General features: G+C 69.4%; 15 protein-coding genes and 2 pseudogenes. 11 read left to right on the top strand and 6 right to left on the bottom strand.

From position 1 onward, the window contains the following. Positions 1 to 62: 62 nt before the first annotated feature. From M6G65_RS14965 to M6G65_RS14950, 4 genes are read right to left on the bottom strand one after another with little or no spacing between them, the layout of a single operon-like run. Positions 63 to 761, bottom strand: a complete 699-nt coding sequence (locus tag M6G65_RS14965) for a hypothetical protein (RefSeq protein ID WP_250104114.1) — start codon at positions 759 to 761, stop codon at positions 63 to 65. Between the two features lie 10 nt (positions 762 to 771). Further along, the gene (locus M6G65_RS14960; protein ID WP_238199434.1) at positions 772 to 1,758 is read right to left on the bottom strand and encodes an HIRAN domain-containing protein; all 987 of its coding nucleotides are present in this window, start codon (positions 1,756 to 1,758) and stop codon (positions 772 to 774) included. Further along, entirely contained in the window at positions 1,758 to 2,294 is a 537-nt protein-coding gene (locus tag M6G65_RS14955; RefSeq protein WP_250104113.1) for a GcrA family cell cycle regulator, read from the bottom strand. Before M6G65_RS14955 ends, M6G65_RS14960 begins: the two co-directional genes overlap by 1 nt. Then, positions 2,294 to 2,533 (bottom strand): helix-turn-helix domain-containing protein, encoded by a 240-nt coding sequence (locus tag M6G65_RS14950; protein WP_238199435.1) that lies wholly within the window; start codon positions 2,531 to 2,533, stop codon positions 2,294 to 2,296. The genes M6G65_RS14955 and M6G65_RS14950 overlap by 1 nt, the downstream gene beginning before the upstream one ends. A gap of 183 nt (positions 2,534 to 2,716) precedes the next feature. Between M6G65_RS14950 and M6G65_RS14945 the strand changes: the two genes are divergently transcribed. Then, positions 2,717 to 3,703 (top strand): hypothetical protein, encoded by a 987-nt coding sequence (locus M6G65_RS14945; protein WP_250104112.1) that lies wholly within the window; start codon positions 2,717 to 2,719, stop codon positions 3,701 to 3,703. Between the two features lie 76 nt (positions 3,704 to 3,779). Further along, positions 3,780 to 4,250 (top strand): hypothetical protein, encoded by a 471-nt coding sequence (locus tag M6G65_RS14940; protein ID WP_238199437.1) that lies wholly within the window; start codon positions 3,780 to 3,782, stop codon positions 4,248 to 4,250. A 56-nt stretch (positions 4,251 to 4,306) separates the two neighbouring features. Here the strand turns inward: M6G65_RS14940 and M6G65_RS14935 are convergent, their stop codons facing one another. After that, positions 4,307 to 4,600 (bottom strand): hypothetical protein, encoded by a 294-nt coding sequence (locus M6G65_RS14935; protein ID WP_238199439.1) that lies wholly within the window; start codon positions 4,598 to 4,600, stop codon positions 4,307 to 4,309. A 415-nt stretch (positions 4,601 to 5,015) separates the two neighbouring features. Between M6G65_RS14935 and M6G65_RS14930 the strand changes: the two genes are divergently transcribed. The 3 genes from M6G65_RS14930 (at position 5,016) to M6G65_RS14920 (ending at position 8,624) form a co-directional block, all read left to right on the top strand. Beyond that, entirely contained in the window at positions 5,016 to 5,402 is a 387-nt protein-coding gene (locus M6G65_RS14930; protein ID WP_238199441.1) for a hypothetical protein, read from the top strand. 502 nt (positions 5,403 to 5,904) lie between these two features. Further along, positions 5,905 to 7,170, top strand: coding sequence for a flavin monoamine oxidase family protein (locus M6G65_RS14925; RefSeq protein WP_238199442.1), 1,266 nt, complete (start codon positions 5,905 to 5,907; stop codon positions 7,168 to 7,170). Positions 7,171 to 7,508: 338 nt separating this feature from the next. After that, positions 7,509 to 8,624, top strand: a complete 1,116-nt coding sequence (locus M6G65_RS14920; RefSeq protein ID WP_250104111.1) for a hypothetical protein — start codon at positions 7,509 to 7,511, stop codon at positions 8,622 to 8,624. Between the two features lie 212 nt (positions 8,625 to 8,836). Here the strand turns inward: M6G65_RS14920 and M6G65_RS14915 are convergent, their stop codons facing one another. Continuing rightward, entirely contained in the window at positions 8,837 to 9,763 is a 927-nt protein-coding gene (locus M6G65_RS14915; RefSeq protein ID WP_238199445.1) for a LysR family transcriptional regulator, read from the bottom strand. Positions 9,764 to 9,897: 134 nt separating this feature from the next. Here M6G65_RS14915 and M6G65_RS14910 point away from each other — a divergent pair. The 6 genes and pseudogenes from M6G65_RS14910 to M6G65_RS14885 all read left to right on the top strand — a co-directional run. Further along, positions 9,898 to 10,946, top strand: a pseudogene (locus M6G65_RS14910) (NAD(P)-dependent alcohol dehydrogenase). Positions 10,947 to 10,970: 24 nt separating this feature from the next. After that, on the top strand, positions 10,971 to 11,366 hold the full coding sequence (locus M6G65_RS14905) for a (R)-mandelonitrile lyase (protein WP_238199446.1): 396 nt from the start codon (positions 10,971 to 10,973) through the stop codon (positions 11,364 to 11,366). Between the two features lie 29 nt (positions 11,367 to 11,395). Next, positions 11,396 to 11,638: a tautomerase family protein gene (locus M6G65_RS14900; protein ID WP_238199447.1), complete on the top strand. Its 243-nt coding sequence runs from the start codon at positions 11,396 to 11,398 to the stop codon at positions 11,636 to 11,638. A 68-nt stretch (positions 11,639 to 11,706) separates the two neighbouring features. Then, a complete protein-coding gene (locus M6G65_RS14895) occupies positions 11,707 to 12,126 on the top strand; it encodes a (R)-mandelonitrile lyase (protein WP_238199459.1) in 420 nt (139 codons plus the stop codon). A 2-nt stretch (positions 12,127 to 12,128) separates the two neighbouring features. Next, a complete protein-coding gene (locus tag M6G65_RS14890; RefSeq protein ID WP_238199448.1) occupies positions 12,129 to 13,334 on the top strand; it encodes an arabinose transporter in 1,206 nt (401 codons plus the stop codon). Then, positions 13,274 to 14,005: pseudogene (locus M6G65_RS14885) on the top strand (carboxymuconolactone decarboxylase family protein); the annotation flags it as partial. The gene M6G65_RS14890 and the pseudogene M6G65_RS14885, both read left to right, overlap by 61 nt. Positions 14,006 to 14,068 lie beyond the last annotated feature (63 nt).

Genomic DNA, 14,068 nt, shown 5'->3' with positions numbered 1-14,068 from the left:
TCGATATCGTGAGCCTGCAGGGCCTGCTCACGTGCGTCAATGTACGCACGTTTAACGGCTTGTCAAGCTTGCCGGGCGATCTCAGCCAAGGCCTGCCGCTTCGCGTCGGCCAGCCGGTCGCGCAGCGCGATCGCCTCGTCCCGCAGGGGGTGCGCCGCGTAGCGCGGGCGGTCCACGAGGCTCAGCCTGCTCGCCGCGCGGCCCGCCTGCTCGGCACGCCACTCCAGGGCAGCGACGCGCGGGGACGTGTCGCCGTAGCCCAGGCCGGGCACGAGGGGCCGCTCGACCTCGGCGGCGACCCGGCGGGCCTCGATGACGGCAGGCGTGAGGTCATCCAGCCGGAGCTGCTCGGGCGTCAGGGGCCGGCCGAGGAAGTCGTGCGTGCCGGCAGCGACTTGCTCGCGGATCTTATCGGCCTTGGCGCGCGAATCGGTGATGGGCGCCTCGGCTGCGGGAGCCGGCGCCGGGGGAGCGTCGGCCTCGGACGGCAGGGCCTGCAGCAGGATCCTGGCTGTCTCGCCGGTCTGCGCCACGCCCCCGTGCAGCCGGCAATAGCTACGCACCGCCTCGACCGGCATGCCGGAGAACGCGGCGAGCCCGTCACCATTATCACCGGGCCGGCGGTACGGAGCGAGAGCCGATCCGGCTGTGTCCGCGTCGTCCGTGGCGGCGACGATCGTCAGCCGGGGGCCCGGGGCGTATACTGAGAATGTCACTCCGTTCCTCAGCTTCACTTCGGTCGCATGCAGTTCGCTGTCCATGCCCCCCTCCTCAGAACGGGATGTCATCGGGATCGTCCCGATTGGGCGGGGCGACGATGCTGTCCGAGCCGAGCCGGACGTCCTCGTGCGTGATCCGCCGGATCGGGTGGGCGGCCCAATCCCGCAGGGCCTGCTGCAGCCGGGGCGTGACGACGACGAAGGAGCCGGTCGCGTACCAGCCGCGCCGGTCGACCTCCGGGGGGCAGGCGGCCCGCTGGCAGATCCGCGCGGCGGTCGAGCGGGAGACGTCGAGGAGCGTCTCGATCGCAAAGAGCTCGATGCAGGCGCCGACGGCCGGGGGCTCGATCTCGAATGGCTCGCCCGGCAGCAACGCGTTGACCGCCTGGACGAGGCGCCGCTTGCGGTCCGCCTCCTGCTCCTCGCGGAAGCGCTTGCCGTTGAGCCAGCCGATGGCCCTGAGCCGGTTCTCGTTGTCCCGCTCGCGCCAGATGTGCTGGCGGATACCGTCATCGATGGCGTGGCGGATCCGGCGTTCGTGCAGCTCGCGGACGGCCTCGCCGATCAGGACAGCCTTTGCGGTCCAGGCCTCGCCCGTGCCGCCATCGCCGACGAACGCGACGCAGTGCTCCCCACGGTCCAAGGGTTCGGCGACGACCTTGGCCACCGCGCGCGGTAGGTGGCCAAGGCGGACAACGTTACGCCACCAGACCTCGACCGCGTTCTTATCGTATTCGTTGTCCGGCGCCCGGACGAGGTTCAAGTAGTCGCCGGGCTGCGGCAGGACGTGTCTGCCGAGGTCTTCGTCCCACACCGCGTAGTCATAGAACTGCAGGCCGGCCAGCTCGGTCTGGCACCAGGGCTGGCCGTTAGCGATCTCGATCGCCTCCCTGCCGAGGGGCGTGTACCGGACGCCCTGCAGATCGAGCCCGTGCTCACGCACCTTCGCGATCGCCGAGGCCAGCTCTCGCTCGTACTCCTGATCCAGGCAGAACTCGTCGTACTGGTCTTCGAGGGTCGGCTCGTAGATGTCGTCCATCACGCGACCCTCCTGAACCGAACCCACGTCGACACCTGCCGCCCGGGCTGAGCGACGCACTCAGCCCGGTGTCCCTCACACCAGGGCGACCCCGGGAAGGTCTGGTGCCCGCAGCATGTCCCGCCCTCGCGAGGATCGTCCGCGATGTAGCGGCATGCCCCGTCTCGGATCTCCCAAATCGGGATCCTCAGCGACTCAGGCACGCCCGCCGCCGCCACGCGGGGCCGCGGCGGCGGCACGGGCCGACCCGCGTCGGCGGCGGCACGCTCGCGGCGTCTGGCAGCCCGGGCGCGCTCGCGCTCGGCGCGCTGCTCGGGTGTCATGGCGACCCGTGGCGGCCGGGGACCCCGCGGCGGCGGCGGCTTCTTGCGGGCACCGCAGAAGGCCAGGCCGGCACGGAAAGCGATGCCGACGACGGCGCTCTTCGAGACATGGATGCCATGCTCGGCGGCGAGCGCCTCAATGATGCGGGCCGATCCGCAGCCGGTCGGCCACATCGTGAGAACGAGCTCGCGGTGCTTGGGCTTCCAGGGCATCAGCGGGCCTCCCTCTGCGAGGAGGCCGAGGGCTCGTAGCTGACGACGCGGACGAGCCCGAGGGCGAGGAGGATCGCCGGCCCCGGGTCGCGACGCCCGTTCCGGACGTCATAGACGTACTGCCAGGACAGCCCGGCGCGCTTTGCCCAGGCCTTCGCGGATCCTCCCTCTCTCTCGATTGCACGCTCAAGCACCCGCAGCGGCTCGGCGGCCGCCACGACACGGGGTTCTCTGGCCACGAATGGCCCCTGTAAACCGGGGTTGCTGGGGCCGCGATTCCGCTGACCCGCTGTCGCAAAAGGTACACCCCCGCAGCGCCTGTTCAAGACCCCCAGCAGGGATTTTTCGCAGAAAGGCAGCAAACCCAGTAGTCAATACCGGGCCTAGCCCAAATGGCCTAGTCCGGTCTACGGCGACTGTACTTGGAGACGCTAGATTTATACGCGCGAGGTCTTGCGCATATTCTACGAGAGTGGGACTCTCTGCGGGTCAGCGGAATTGCCGACGACGGGCTGATGCCCGAGGCAATGGTTTCTCAGAGATCCTCCATGAACCGCCCGCCGCTGAAGTTCGGCACCGAGTGGAGCCACGCTGGCACGTTCAAGCGCTACGGAAACGAGCTCACCCTGTGGGTTGCGGATGCCGCCACCCAGGAATTCTCCGACGCCTATAAGGGAGCGCCGAAGTCGCTCATCGATGCTGGCTACAGCTGGACCGACAAGGGGCACCGCAAGTCGGGCCTGATGCCCTGCTGGTGGGACCTCGGCCCCGTCGATCTCTGCGCCCTGGCCAACGCCGCGGACCGCGCGATCCGCGAGGCAGCCGCCGCCCGCGCCGAGAAGGCCCGCATCTCCGAAGAACGCCTCGCGCGCGAGGTCGCTGAAGTCGCCCCCAAGGCGGCCCCGATTCGCGCGGAGCTGGCCGCCATGATCGAGAGCCGGCCGTGGGCACTCGGACGCCAGCTCTCCGAGGCACGCGAACTCGTCGCGCAGGGAGACTGGACGCGGCCGGCCATCTGGCAGGGCGAGCGCCTGCTCGGCAACGCCAAGGGCAACGTCGAGCGGGCGGCGGAGAGGCTTGCGAAGACGCCTCCTGCGGTCTGGTTCGCCCGAGCTGGGGATAAGGACGACCGCGCGGGCGCGCTGTCCGCATGCCGGATCCTGAGCGCGCTCGACTCGGATTGGGCGGCCGTCCAGAACGGGAAGGGCTGGTCGCAAGTGAGCTGCTGGATGGGGCACACGCTCTCGGAGCGCGACGTTCTCGACCAGAAAGAAGCTGCCCACGCCATCGGCCTGCTGCATCAGCACCGGCGCCAGCTTCCCGACGAGCTCTGCATCCTCATTTTCGGCTCGGCCCCCACCCGTCGGCGCCGCCCCGCAGCCTCCGACGCCCCCTCCCTCGGGCTCTGACTTTCAGGGCGCGGGTGCACACTCGACGCAACGGCGGCCCCACTCCCGGGGCCGCCCATCGGGACAGGGGGACATCATGCTGAGGGGTATTCTCGCCGCCATCGCGCGGGCTCTGATGGGGGCCGTCACGCTCCCGCTGCGCCTGCTCGGGATCGGCGGCGCGGTGACGGCGGCCGACGTCGCCAGGTCCGCGCTGGCCGAGAGCGCACCGGCGGCCGTGCCCCGCGAGCTGACGCTGGGTCAGCTCCTCCGGGTGCACGCCTGGGACCGCGTGGAGGGTTACGACCGCGACCGGCCGGCCCGCCCACCGCTCCCGGCGGACGCCGCGGCATGGCTGGCTAAGCTGTCGAAGGAGACGGTGCTGAAGGTCGCCAACCTCCGCCCGGCTGAGATCGAGGCGCGATGCAAGGCCGAGATCGCCGCCGCGGCGGCCGCCCCGGTTGGGCAGGACCGCTCGCTGGAGGAGACCGGCCTCGCGCTGCTGCGGCGGCTCGGCCCCGCACGGCGCGACGAAGACGCGATCGAGGCGCTCGCCCGCCTCGCCTGAGCAGCCCGCGCTACGAAGAGAGGCCGTCCCGGGAGACCGGGGCGGCCTTTTCCGTTTCAGGCAACCGACAGCGCGGCCGCGTACCCGCGGAGGGCGGCCCGCGACCGGGCGAGCGCGACGTGCAGGGCCGCGTTCTCGGCAGCCAGACGGGCGGCCGCGGCCTGCGCGTCGGCGGCGACGCGCCGCGCGCGGCCGAGCTCGGCCACGAGCTTGATCACCTCGTGGCGATCTTCCGCCTGCTGGTCCTGGATCGCGCCGATGAAGCCATCGACGGCGGCATGCATCAGCCCGAAGGCCTGGAGGCCACGGCCGGCGACGTCGGCGCAGACATGGGCGGTTACGGCGGTCATGGCATCTTTCCTGGCGGGGCGGATCTAGTACCCAAAAGATGGGCCTGGGCTCAGAGTGGCGTCAAGAATCCGTCCGCGCCGTCCACAAACGAGGGTGAAAACTTCCCTGGGCCCCTTGTGCCTTTCCCTGTGCGCCCGAATTGAGCTTCCGTCGGCCTTTATTGGCCTTTCATGATAAACCCGCCCCGGATATCCCCCATATCGCGTTACCGGACCGCTCCTCTATCAGGTTCGTGCAGTAGACAGGTTTTCGCGTCGAGGGCTTGTCCTCCCGTTACTTCCGTTCAGTGCAACGCGTATTCGGCCGACTTGAGATATCACGTGCGGCCGGCAGCCGGCGCCGTCCCATGCGCTCGTATGCATACGTGCGTGGCATGCTCTCCACGAGGCCGCCGCGGCCCGCTGGAGACCACCGATGCGCATGCCGATCCCCAACGCCCAATCCGAGGATGCCGAGGCCGAGGCCGCCCCGGTCGTCGAGACGCCCCGCATGAGGCAGGCCCGCCTCGCCGCCTCGGCCGCGGCGCGCACGGCGGGCTGGCGCGCCCGCCGCGCCGAGGAGGAGGCCGCGCTCCGCAAGCAAGCCGCCCGCGATGCCGCGATCGTGGATGCCGTCGTGATGGCCGGCTACGTGGCCGAGACGGTCGCGAAGAAGGTTGGCTCCGACGAGGTGCCGACTTTCGGGATCCGAGACGTCATGCGGATCGCGAGGGACCGATTGGAGACGCTGGGCATGTCGCGCACCGAGGCCCTGAGGCAGCTGCACATGCGGCTCGCGCCCAGCGTGGAGTGCCCGTTCTGAAGGTGGGGCTACGCCGGCTCGAAGCTCACAACGACCCGCTTCCCGGCCGGCACGAGGGTTATCTCGACCCGGTGCTCCAGGGACGCGGCGATGGCGCACTGGCTGTCGAGATCCGACGTGGCGATGTCGCTGCCGCACAGAGCGGCCCTGGTTAGGGCTAGCCATACCGACGGGGTAGCGGCGGAGGCTCGGGCATCGGTCGGCGGCCCGCGCGATGGCCTCGCGGGGGGCGCGGCATGCTAATCAATGAGGCTAGCGCGTACTGATAGGCCCCCTTTCAAGAACGGCGAAAATGAGAATTCAGACCTTGCACTGCCACGAAAAGCTGCCTTTCGGCTTTGCGCCCGTCCCAGTCATTCAGCCGCCCCTGGCACCTTATTCAAAGCGGACGCGCCGGAGGCCCGGCGCTTAAGCCGGAGTAGCGTTCATCAGCTTCAACAAGGCCGTTCTTCGCGAGCCTCGGCGCTTGTGTCATCCAACGGTCGGTCTCACCTGCAGCCACATGATCAGCGATTTCGACGTCATCATCGTAGGCGGAGGTGCCGCTGGAATCGGCGCGGCGCGCCGGCTTACGGCCCGCGGGAAGGCGACACTGCTCCTTGAGGCGTCGTCGCGCCTAGGGGGCCGCGCATTCACGCAGGACCTCGGGGGGTACCCACTCGACCTCGGGTGCGAATGGCTGCACTCGGGCGACCGTAACGCCTGGGCTGGCATCGCCGAGGCGTCGGGCTTCCCGGTCGACCGGAGCGATCCGCCGTGGGCGAAGGCGCATCCTGGCATCGCCTGGGACGAGGACGAGGAGGAGGCGGCCCGGAAGGCGTTCGGCGATTGGGAGGAGCGGCTCCGCGCGGTCGCGCAGGGCAGCGACCGCGCGAGCGATGCCCTGGAGCCCGGAGGTGAGTGGAACGCCTACGTGCGGGCCATCGCCGGCTTCATGAGCGGGGTCGCGCCCGAACGCATCTCCGCCGCCGACTACATGGCCTACGACGATGCCTCCACGGGTCGGAACTGGAACCTGCCGCTCGGTTACGGCACACTCGTCGCCGCCAGCCTCCCGCCCGAGGTGACGCTGCGCTTGGCGACCCCCGTCGACCGGATCGACCTCGCGGCGGACGGCATCGCCGTCCAGACGCGCGCCGGCACCGTCCGCGCAAAGGCCGCCGTCCTCACGGTCTCGACCGCGGTCCTGGCCGGCGACGCCATCCGGCTGCCCGCCGGGACCGATCCTTGGCGCGAGGCGGCCGCCGCCCTGCCTCTCGGGCGAAACGAGAAGGTCTTCCTGGAGATCGGGCGCGGTGCCGCGTTCGAGCCGGACTCGCACGCCTATGGCAACCTGCGCGACCCGAGATCTGCCTCCTACTCGATCAGGCCCAACGGCTGGCCGGTGATCGAGGCGTTCCTCGGCGGCGAAGGGGCCCGCATCCTGGAGGAGGAAGGCCCGGCCGCCGGCTTCGCCCTCGTCACAGCCGAGTTGGTCGCCCTGTTCGGCAGCGACGTGGCCTCGGCCATCCGGCCCCTGGCGGCGACGGCCTGGAGCCGGATGGCGTCCATCGGCGGCGCCTACAGTTGTGCCCTGCCGGGGCAGTCGAAGGCGCGGGCACGGCTGGCCCGGCCGTTCGAGGACCGACTGTTCTTCGCGGGCGAGGCGACACACCCCTTCGACTTCACGACCGCCCACGGGGCGCACGACAGCGGGCAGCGGGCCGCCGACGAGGTACTGTCGTCTCTCTCAATGCGGCGGCTAGGCCCGGTGCGTGCAGTCTCCTGACCAGCCGGCTAGTGGTCGCCGGCTGACGTTTGATGCCCGTCGCGAGAGGCTGCTCCCGACGCTTTTCGGTCTTTCGCAAAATCCGCCCCTAAGCGGTTTGGTGGAGCGAGGAGGGCAGAGCTTAGCCCATCGTGATCCAGTACACTCAGGCCGGTGGTATGCTAGAGATGGTCCACCACCCACCGCCCCGCAGCCTCGAACGAGTCCTCATCGCGTCGGCGGAGCTGCTTGAAGCGTTTCGTCGCCCTCCCCACGTCGGGGCTATGACGACAGACCCCTTCTTTGAGACGATACCCGACGGTCAGTGGAATGCGTGCATCGGGGCACAGGGGAGCGCGTTGAACTATGTCGACGGCTATTTGGAGGCCGCTCGCGAGCTGATTGCCGCGGTGATCGACAAGCGCCTTTTCGGGAGCCGCGACACGCTCGCGATGCCGATTCTATATAACTGCCGCCATGGGCTGGAGCTTGCGCTCAAGTTCGCCATCGACCGTCTGCACAAGATGGAGATGATCGGGACTACCCACCCGGTCAACCACGACATTCAATCGCATTGGCAGCATCTTCGCGATGGGAAGATCGGCGATGCACGGCTCAACCATTTAATCGGTGAGCTAGAGCCGTTCGTAGCCAGCTTGGCGGGCATAGATGAGGACGGCCAGGAATTACGCTATGCCGTGAACCGAGATGGCGGCAGAAGTCTAAACGGCCTTGCGGTCGTGAACCTCCCGCTGATCCGGCACAGCATCGACGCGATGAGCACGATCTTAGAGCACATCAAGACGCGTCTCTTCGATCTGGAGGAGGAACGGCCGACCGGAACGCATACCGACGAGTGCTCGCGGGCCGACCTTATGGCGATTGCAACCATTATCGGTGACCACGCGACGTGGCGCGAGCCCAGCTTCGGCGACAAAAAGCGGGAGGTGATGGAGCGTTTCGGTCTGAGTAGCGGGAGAAAGTTCACCGCCGCAGTTACTGCGATCCGTGCATCTCGCCCACTCGCAGCCTTGGTTGGCTTGGAGTCGGAACTCCGGCACCTTAGTGACGACAAGGCTGTTGCAGCGCTAGGTCAATGGGCGAAAGCCCATCCCGTCAAGCCGTATGACCCTGAGGATCTCGGCATCGACTATTTCGACCGGGACTGGGAAAGGTACTCGGAAGAGGCGCGGATCGCGCGTGAGCTGGACGAGACCATCATTCAGCTTTTGACAATTGAAGAGTTCGCCGACCTGCAAGTTGTGTTCTATATCGGACGCGACAAAGTGAAGGGCGAGCATTATGACAAGCATATTGACCGTACACTCGAAGAACATCGCGCCGCGCCATCCCGGTGGGAGCTCGTTCACCAGATCATGTCGAAGACTAGCGTGCTCAACGCTATGATAGACGGGGCTGCGGCTGTCGGACGGCCGAGCCTGTCCGGCAAGCTGCGCAAAATCCGCGCAGGCTGAGAAGGGTTTAGCGAAACTTTCGGTTCACCGTCATGGCTTCGACACCTGAGTAGAAGGTGCCGCCGCCGATAACGAAGACATCGCCAAAGCCAGATCTCTGAGCGCTGAGTTGGGCAAGCAACCGAATGCATGCTCGCTGGCGGAGTGGCAAATTCCGCTCACCAACCGTCTCGGACTTTCAGGGGTGGGTACCAGGCGTCAGGTTCCGGCCACTAGCCCTGATCGAGTTTGGCCTTGCTCTCCGCCCCGCCGCGGTATCGCAGGGCGTCGACGACGAACTGGAAGGCGGCCGAGTGCTGGCGCCGGCTCGGGTAGTACAGGTGGTAGCCGGGGAACGGCGGGCTCCAGTCCTCCAGGACCCAGACGAGCTCGCCCCTGTCCAGATGCTCCTGCACCTGGCTCTGCGGCAGGTAGGCGATGCCGAACCCGTCGAGCGCCGCCCGCAGGATCATGCTCACGGTGTTGAACACCGCCTGGCCCTCGACCCGCACCCGGATCTCGCGCCCGTCCTCCTCGAACTCCCAGGCGTACAAGCCGCCGTGGGTCGGAAGGCGCAGGTTAATGCAGGTGTGGCCGGTCAGGTCCTGCGGCGTGCGCGGCGCAGGCCGGCGGGCGAAGTAGGCCGGCGAGCCGACCGCCACCATGCGCATGTCCGGGCCGATGGGCACCGCGACCATGTCCTTGGCCACCACCTCGCCGAGCCGCACGCCGGCGTCGAAGCGCTCGGCCACGATGTCGGTCATGCCGTAGTCGGTGACGAGCTCCACGTGGATGTCGGGATAGTCGGGCAGCACCTTCCGCAGCGCCGGCCACAGCACGTCGGCGACCGCGTGCTCGTCCGCGTTGATCCGCACGGTGCCGGCCGGCTTCTCCCTTAGCTCCGTCAGGGCCGCGAGCCCTGCCTCGATGCCGTCAAGATGCGGCCCCAGGCTCTGCAGCAGCCGCTCGCCGGCCTCCGTCGGGGACACGCTGCGCGTGGTGCGCGTCAGCAGTCGCAGGCCGAGCCGCGCCTCCAACTCCTTTACGACCTGGCTCAGAGCCGACTGCGAGACGCCCATCTGCGCCGCCGCGCGAGTGAAGCTGCGCTCGCGCGCCACCGCCAGGAAGGCGACCAGGTCGTTGAGGTTCTCCCGCGGCATTGATTAGCCCTGCTTCTGACAGCTAGCGGGTTTTAGCGGCTAATCGGTATGCCGGGCGAGGGATAGTTTGCCGTCATGCACAGCCGGCGGCAGCGCCGGCGTCCCACGAAGCGAAGGTTCGCACCGGCATGACGATGGACGTCCTCGGGTACGCCGCGCAATCGGCCGAGACCCCGCTCGCACCCTACCAATTCACCCGGCGCAACCCGCGCACCGACAACGTCGTCATCGACATCCTGTTCTGCGGCGTCTGCCACTCCGACCTGCACTCCGCCCGCGACGACTGGGGCGGGACGCAGTACCCGCTCGTGCCCGGCCACGAGATCATCGGGCGGGTGGCGAGCGTGGGCCCGCGGGTGACTCGGTTCAAGGCCGGCGACCTCGTCGGCGTCGGCTGCATGGTCGATTCCTGCCAGCACTGCGCCGCCTGCGGGAAGGGCCTGGAGCAGTATTGCGAGGAGGTCGCCACCTTCACCTACGGCGGCGCCGACCGCCACGACGGCATGCCGACCTTCGGCGGCTACTCGGAGCGCATCGTCGTCACGGAGAAGTTCGTTCTCAGGATCCCCGACAACCTCGACCAGGCCGGCGCCGCGCCGCTGCTCTGCGCCGGCATCACCACCTGTCGCCGCTGCGGCACTGGAAGGTCGGCCCGGGCAGCAAGGTCGCGGTCGTGGGGCTCGGCGGCCTCGGCCACATGGCCCTGAAGCTCGCCAAGGCGCTCGGGGCCGAGGTCACCCTGTTCACCCGCTCGCCCAGCAAGGAGGAGGACGCCCGCCGCCTCGGCGCCGACCACGTCGTGCTCTCGACCGACGAGGGCCAGATGCAGGCGGTGCAGAGCCGGTTCGACCTCATCGCCGACACCGTGCCCAACGTGCACGACCTCAACCCGTACATCCCGACCCTGGTGCTCGACGGCACGCTGGTGCTGGTCGGCTACCTCGGCCCGCTGGAGCCGGCCCTGGGATCGGTCCCGATGATCATGGGGCGCAAGGCGGTGGCCGGGTCCCTCATCGGCGGCATCCCGGAGACCCAGGAGATGCTCGATTTCTGCGGCGCCCACGGGATCACCTCGGACATCGAGCTCACCCCCATCCAGGGCATCGAGGACGCCTACGCCCGGATGAACAAGAGCGACGTGAAGTACCGCTTCGTCATCGACATGGCCTCGCTGAAGGCCTGAGCCACGAGACACAGGAGAACCACCATGGACATCAAGCGCGCCGGCTCGCAGCCCTCCGGTAAAGGCCCCGCCGACTGGTTCACCGGCACCGTGCGGGTGGACCCGCTGTTCAGCGCCAATGAGCCCGCCCGCGCGGGCGGGGCGCTCGTCACCTTCGAGCCGGGCGCCCGCACCGCCTGGCACACGCACCCGCTCGGCCAGACGCTGATCGTCACCGCCGGTATGGGCCTGGTCCAGCGCGAGGGTGGTCCCATCGAGGAGATCCGCCCCGGCGACGTGGTCTGGTTCCCGGCGAACGAGAAACACTGGCACGGCGCCAGCCCGACCACCGCGATGAGCCACATCGCCATCCAGGAGGCGCTCAACGGCAGCCCGGTGACCTGGATGGAGAAGGTCAGCGACGAGCAGTACCGGCCGTAATCGCCGGCCTAGCCCGAGGGAACGAAGCCATGCCCCACGTCACCGTCAAGCTCTGGCCCGGCAAGTCTGACCGCCAGAAGCATGACCTCGCCGACGCCATCACGAAGTCGGTGACCTCGATCCTCGGCTACGGGGACGAAGCCGTCTCCGTCGCCATGGTTGAGGTCGCGCCGTCCGAATGGACCGACGAGGTCTACGGGCCCGACATCGCCGGGCAGGCGGACAAGCTCCTCAAGAAGCCCGGCTACGGGCCTCTCGCGGGAGGCCGGTGATGGTCCGTCCCGTCGCGGCGATGCTCGCGCTTGGCCTGCTCGCCTCCAGCCCGGCCCTCGCCGAGGGCATGCAGGTGTTCCCCAACGGCTCGCGCCCGTCGGTGAAGGGGCCCGAGGCCAACTTCACCGGCTTGGTGCGGGTCGACCCGCAATTCGCCGCCCCGGACAGCCGTCTCTCGGCCGGCCACGTCACCTTCGAGCCCGGCGCCCGCTCGGCCTGGCACACGCATCCCGCTGGGCAGGTTCTGATCGTCACCTCCGGCACCGGCTGGGTGCAGGAGTGGAACGGCAAGAAGCGCCTGCTCAAGCCGGGCGACGTGGTCTGGACGCCCCCGGGCGTGAAGCACTGGCACGGCGCCACCGCGACCACCGGCATGAGCCACGAGGCCATCCAGGAGAGTGTCGACGGCAGGAACGTCGAGTGGATGGAGAAGGTCACCGATGAGCAGTACGCGTCCCCGGTGGCGCCGGAGGCGGGCAAGCCCTGACCATGCCCAGCGCCCTCGCGCCCGCCTCACCGGCGGCCGGCTCGACCGTGGCGGCGGCCCTGACGCCGCTGCTCGGGGTCGTGTTCGTCGCGTTCCTGGTGATCGGCATGGCCCTGCCGGTTCTGCCCCTGCACGTCCATCACGGTCTCGGTCTGGGCCCGTTCATGGTCGGGCTGGTGACCGGCTGCCAGTTCGCCGCCTCCATGGTGGCGCGGTTCTGGTCGGGTGGCATGTCCGACGCCCAGGGGCCGAAGCGCGCCGTAACCGTGGGGCTGGCCGCGGCATCGGTGGCCGGTGGGCTGTACCTCGCCTCGCTCGCCTTCGTCGGGTCCCCTTGGATCTCGGCCTGCATCCTCCTGGCCGGGCGCGCCGTGCTCGGCGGGGCGGAGAGCTTCATCATCACCGGTGCGACCACCTGGGGTCTGGCGCGTGCCGGCACATCGAACGCCGGCAAGGTTATCGCCTGGACGGGAACGGCGATGTTCGCCGCCTTCGCCGCCGGTGCCCCGCTCGGCACGGCGCTCTACGCGAGCGGGGGCTTCGCCGCGGTCGCCGGTGCGACGGTCCTCGCGCCGCTCGCAACCCTGCTGCTGATCATGCCCGTCCAGGGCGCCGCGCCCGCGAACCGGGCGGCTCCCTCGTTCCTCTCCGTGTTGGACCGGATCTGGCTGCCGGGCGTCGCCGCCGCCCTCAGCAGCATCGGGTTCGGGGCCCTGATCACCTTCAGCGCCCTGCTGTTCTCCGCGCACGATTGGCAGCCGGTCTGGCTCGCGTTCACGGCCTACGCCGTGGCCCTCATCGCGGCCCGGCTCCTGTTCGGGCACCTGCCCGACCGGCACGGCGGCGCCAGGGTTGCCTTGGCCTGCGTGCTGATCGAGGCGGCTGGCCTGGTCCTGATGGGCACGGCCTCGTCGGTCAGCGTGGCCGCGACCGGCGCCGCCCTGACGGGGTTCGGCTACGCGCTCGTCTTCCCTGGCTTCGGGGTCGAGGCGGTGCGCCGGGCCCCGCCCGAGAGCCGCGGTACGGCCATGGGCGCCTACACCGCCTGCCTCGACCTCGCGCTCGGCATCGCCGGGCCGGCGCTCGGCCTCGTGGCGGGCCATGCCGGTCTCGGGGCGGTGTTCCTCACCAGCGCAATCCCCGTGGCATGCGCGGCCGGCATCGCGCTCCTTTTGATGCGGTCCCAGACCGTCACCAACCAACCCTGAATGAGGGCACCACGATGCGGGGATTCCTCCCTCGATCCACCCGTTCCGCGCTCCTTGCCGCATTCGGCATCGCGGCGGCACAGCCCGTCCTGGCGCAGCAGGTCGTGCCCGGAGCCGCGCCGTCGCCCAAGGACATGCAGGCGGTGGCGCCGGCGCTCGGCCACTACACCGAGGACGTGCTCGTCGCCGAGGTCTGGAAGCGACCCGGGCTGTCGGCGCACGATCGCGGCCTGGTCACCGTCGCCGCCCTCGTCACGGAGGGGCAGACCGGGGGCCTGCTGGCGCACTACCTCAATCGCGCCCTCGACGGCGGGGTGACGCCGGCCGAACTCAGCGAGACCCTCACCCACCTGGCGTTCTACGCCGGCTGGCCGAACGCGCTCTCCGCGGCGAGCGTGGCCAAGGGCGTCTTCGCCGAGCGCGGGATCAAGGCCGACCAACTGCCGGCGGCCGACGCACCGCCACTGGCGGTCGACGAGGCGACCGACAAACACAGGGCGGACGCGGTTGCGCAGGTCTACGGCAGCGTCGTGCCCGGCTTGGTCGGCTACACGAACGGCGTCCTGTTCAAGGACGTCTGGCGCCGCCCCGGGCTGGCCCCGCGCGACCGCAGCCTCGTGACGGTCGCCGCCCTGGTGGCCGGCGGCCACGCCGAGCAGCTCCCGTTCCACCTCGAACGAGCCATGAACAACGGCCTGTCCAAGGCGCAGATCGGCGAGGTCCTGACCCACCCG

It is taken from the genome of Methylobacterium tardum (assembly GCF_023546765.1).
GTDB lineage: Bacteria > Pseudomonadota > Alphaproteobacteria > Rhizobiales > Beijerinckiaceae > Methylobacterium > Methylobacterium tardum.
This window is presented reverse-complemented; position numbering and strand designations above follow the sequence as displayed.

Excerpts from the sequence above, each read along its gene's own strand:
- M6G65_RS14890 (WP_238199448.1), top strand. The coding sequence starts at position 12,129 with ATGCCCAGCGCCCTCGCGCCCGCCTCACCGGCGGCCGGCTCGACCGTG.
- M6G65_RS14900 (WP_238199447.1), top strand. The coding sequence starts at position 11,396 with ATGCCCCACGTCACCGTCAAGCTCTGGCCCGGCAAGTCTGACCGCCAG.
- M6G65_RS14965 (WP_250104114.1), bottom strand. The coding sequence starts at position 761 with ATGGACAGCGAACTGCATGCGACCGAAGTGAAGCTGAGGAACGGAGTG.
- M6G65_RS14935 (WP_238199439.1), bottom strand. The coding sequence starts at position 4,600 with ATGACCGCCGTAACCGCCCATGTCTGCGCCGACGTCGCCGGCCGTGGC.
- M6G65_RS14925 (WP_238199442.1), top strand. The coding sequence starts at position 5,905 with ATGATCAGCGATTTCGACGTCATCATCGTAGGCGGAGGTGCCGCTGGA.
- M6G65_RS14960 (WP_238199434.1), bottom strand. The coding sequence starts at position 1,758 with ATGGACGACATCTACGAGCCGACCCTCGAAGACCAGTACGACGAGTTC.
- M6G65_RS14895 (WP_238199459.1), top strand. The coding sequence starts at position 11,707 with ATGCAGGTGTTCCCCAACGGCTCGCGCCCGTCGGTGAAGGGGCCCGAG.
- M6G65_RS14955 (WP_250104113.1), bottom strand. The coding sequence starts at position 2,294 with ATGCCCTGGAAGCCCAAGCACCGCGAGCTCGTTCTCACGATGTGGCCG.
- M6G65_RS14940 (WP_238199437.1), top strand. The coding sequence starts at position 3,780 with ATGCTGAGGGGTATTCTCGCCGCCATCGCGCGGGCTCTGATGGGGGCC.
- M6G65_RS14905 (WP_238199446.1), top strand. The coding sequence starts at position 10,971 with ATGGACATCAAGCGCGCCGGCTCGCAGCCCTCCGGTAAAGGCCCCGCC.
- M6G65_RS14930 (WP_238199441.1), top strand. The coding sequence starts at position 5,016 with ATGCGCATGCCGATCCCCAACGCCCAATCCGAGGATGCCGAGGCCGAG.
- M6G65_RS14915 (WP_238199445.1), bottom strand. The coding sequence starts at position 9,763 with ATGCCGCGGGAGAACCTCAACGACCTGGTCGCCTTCCTGGCGGTGGCG.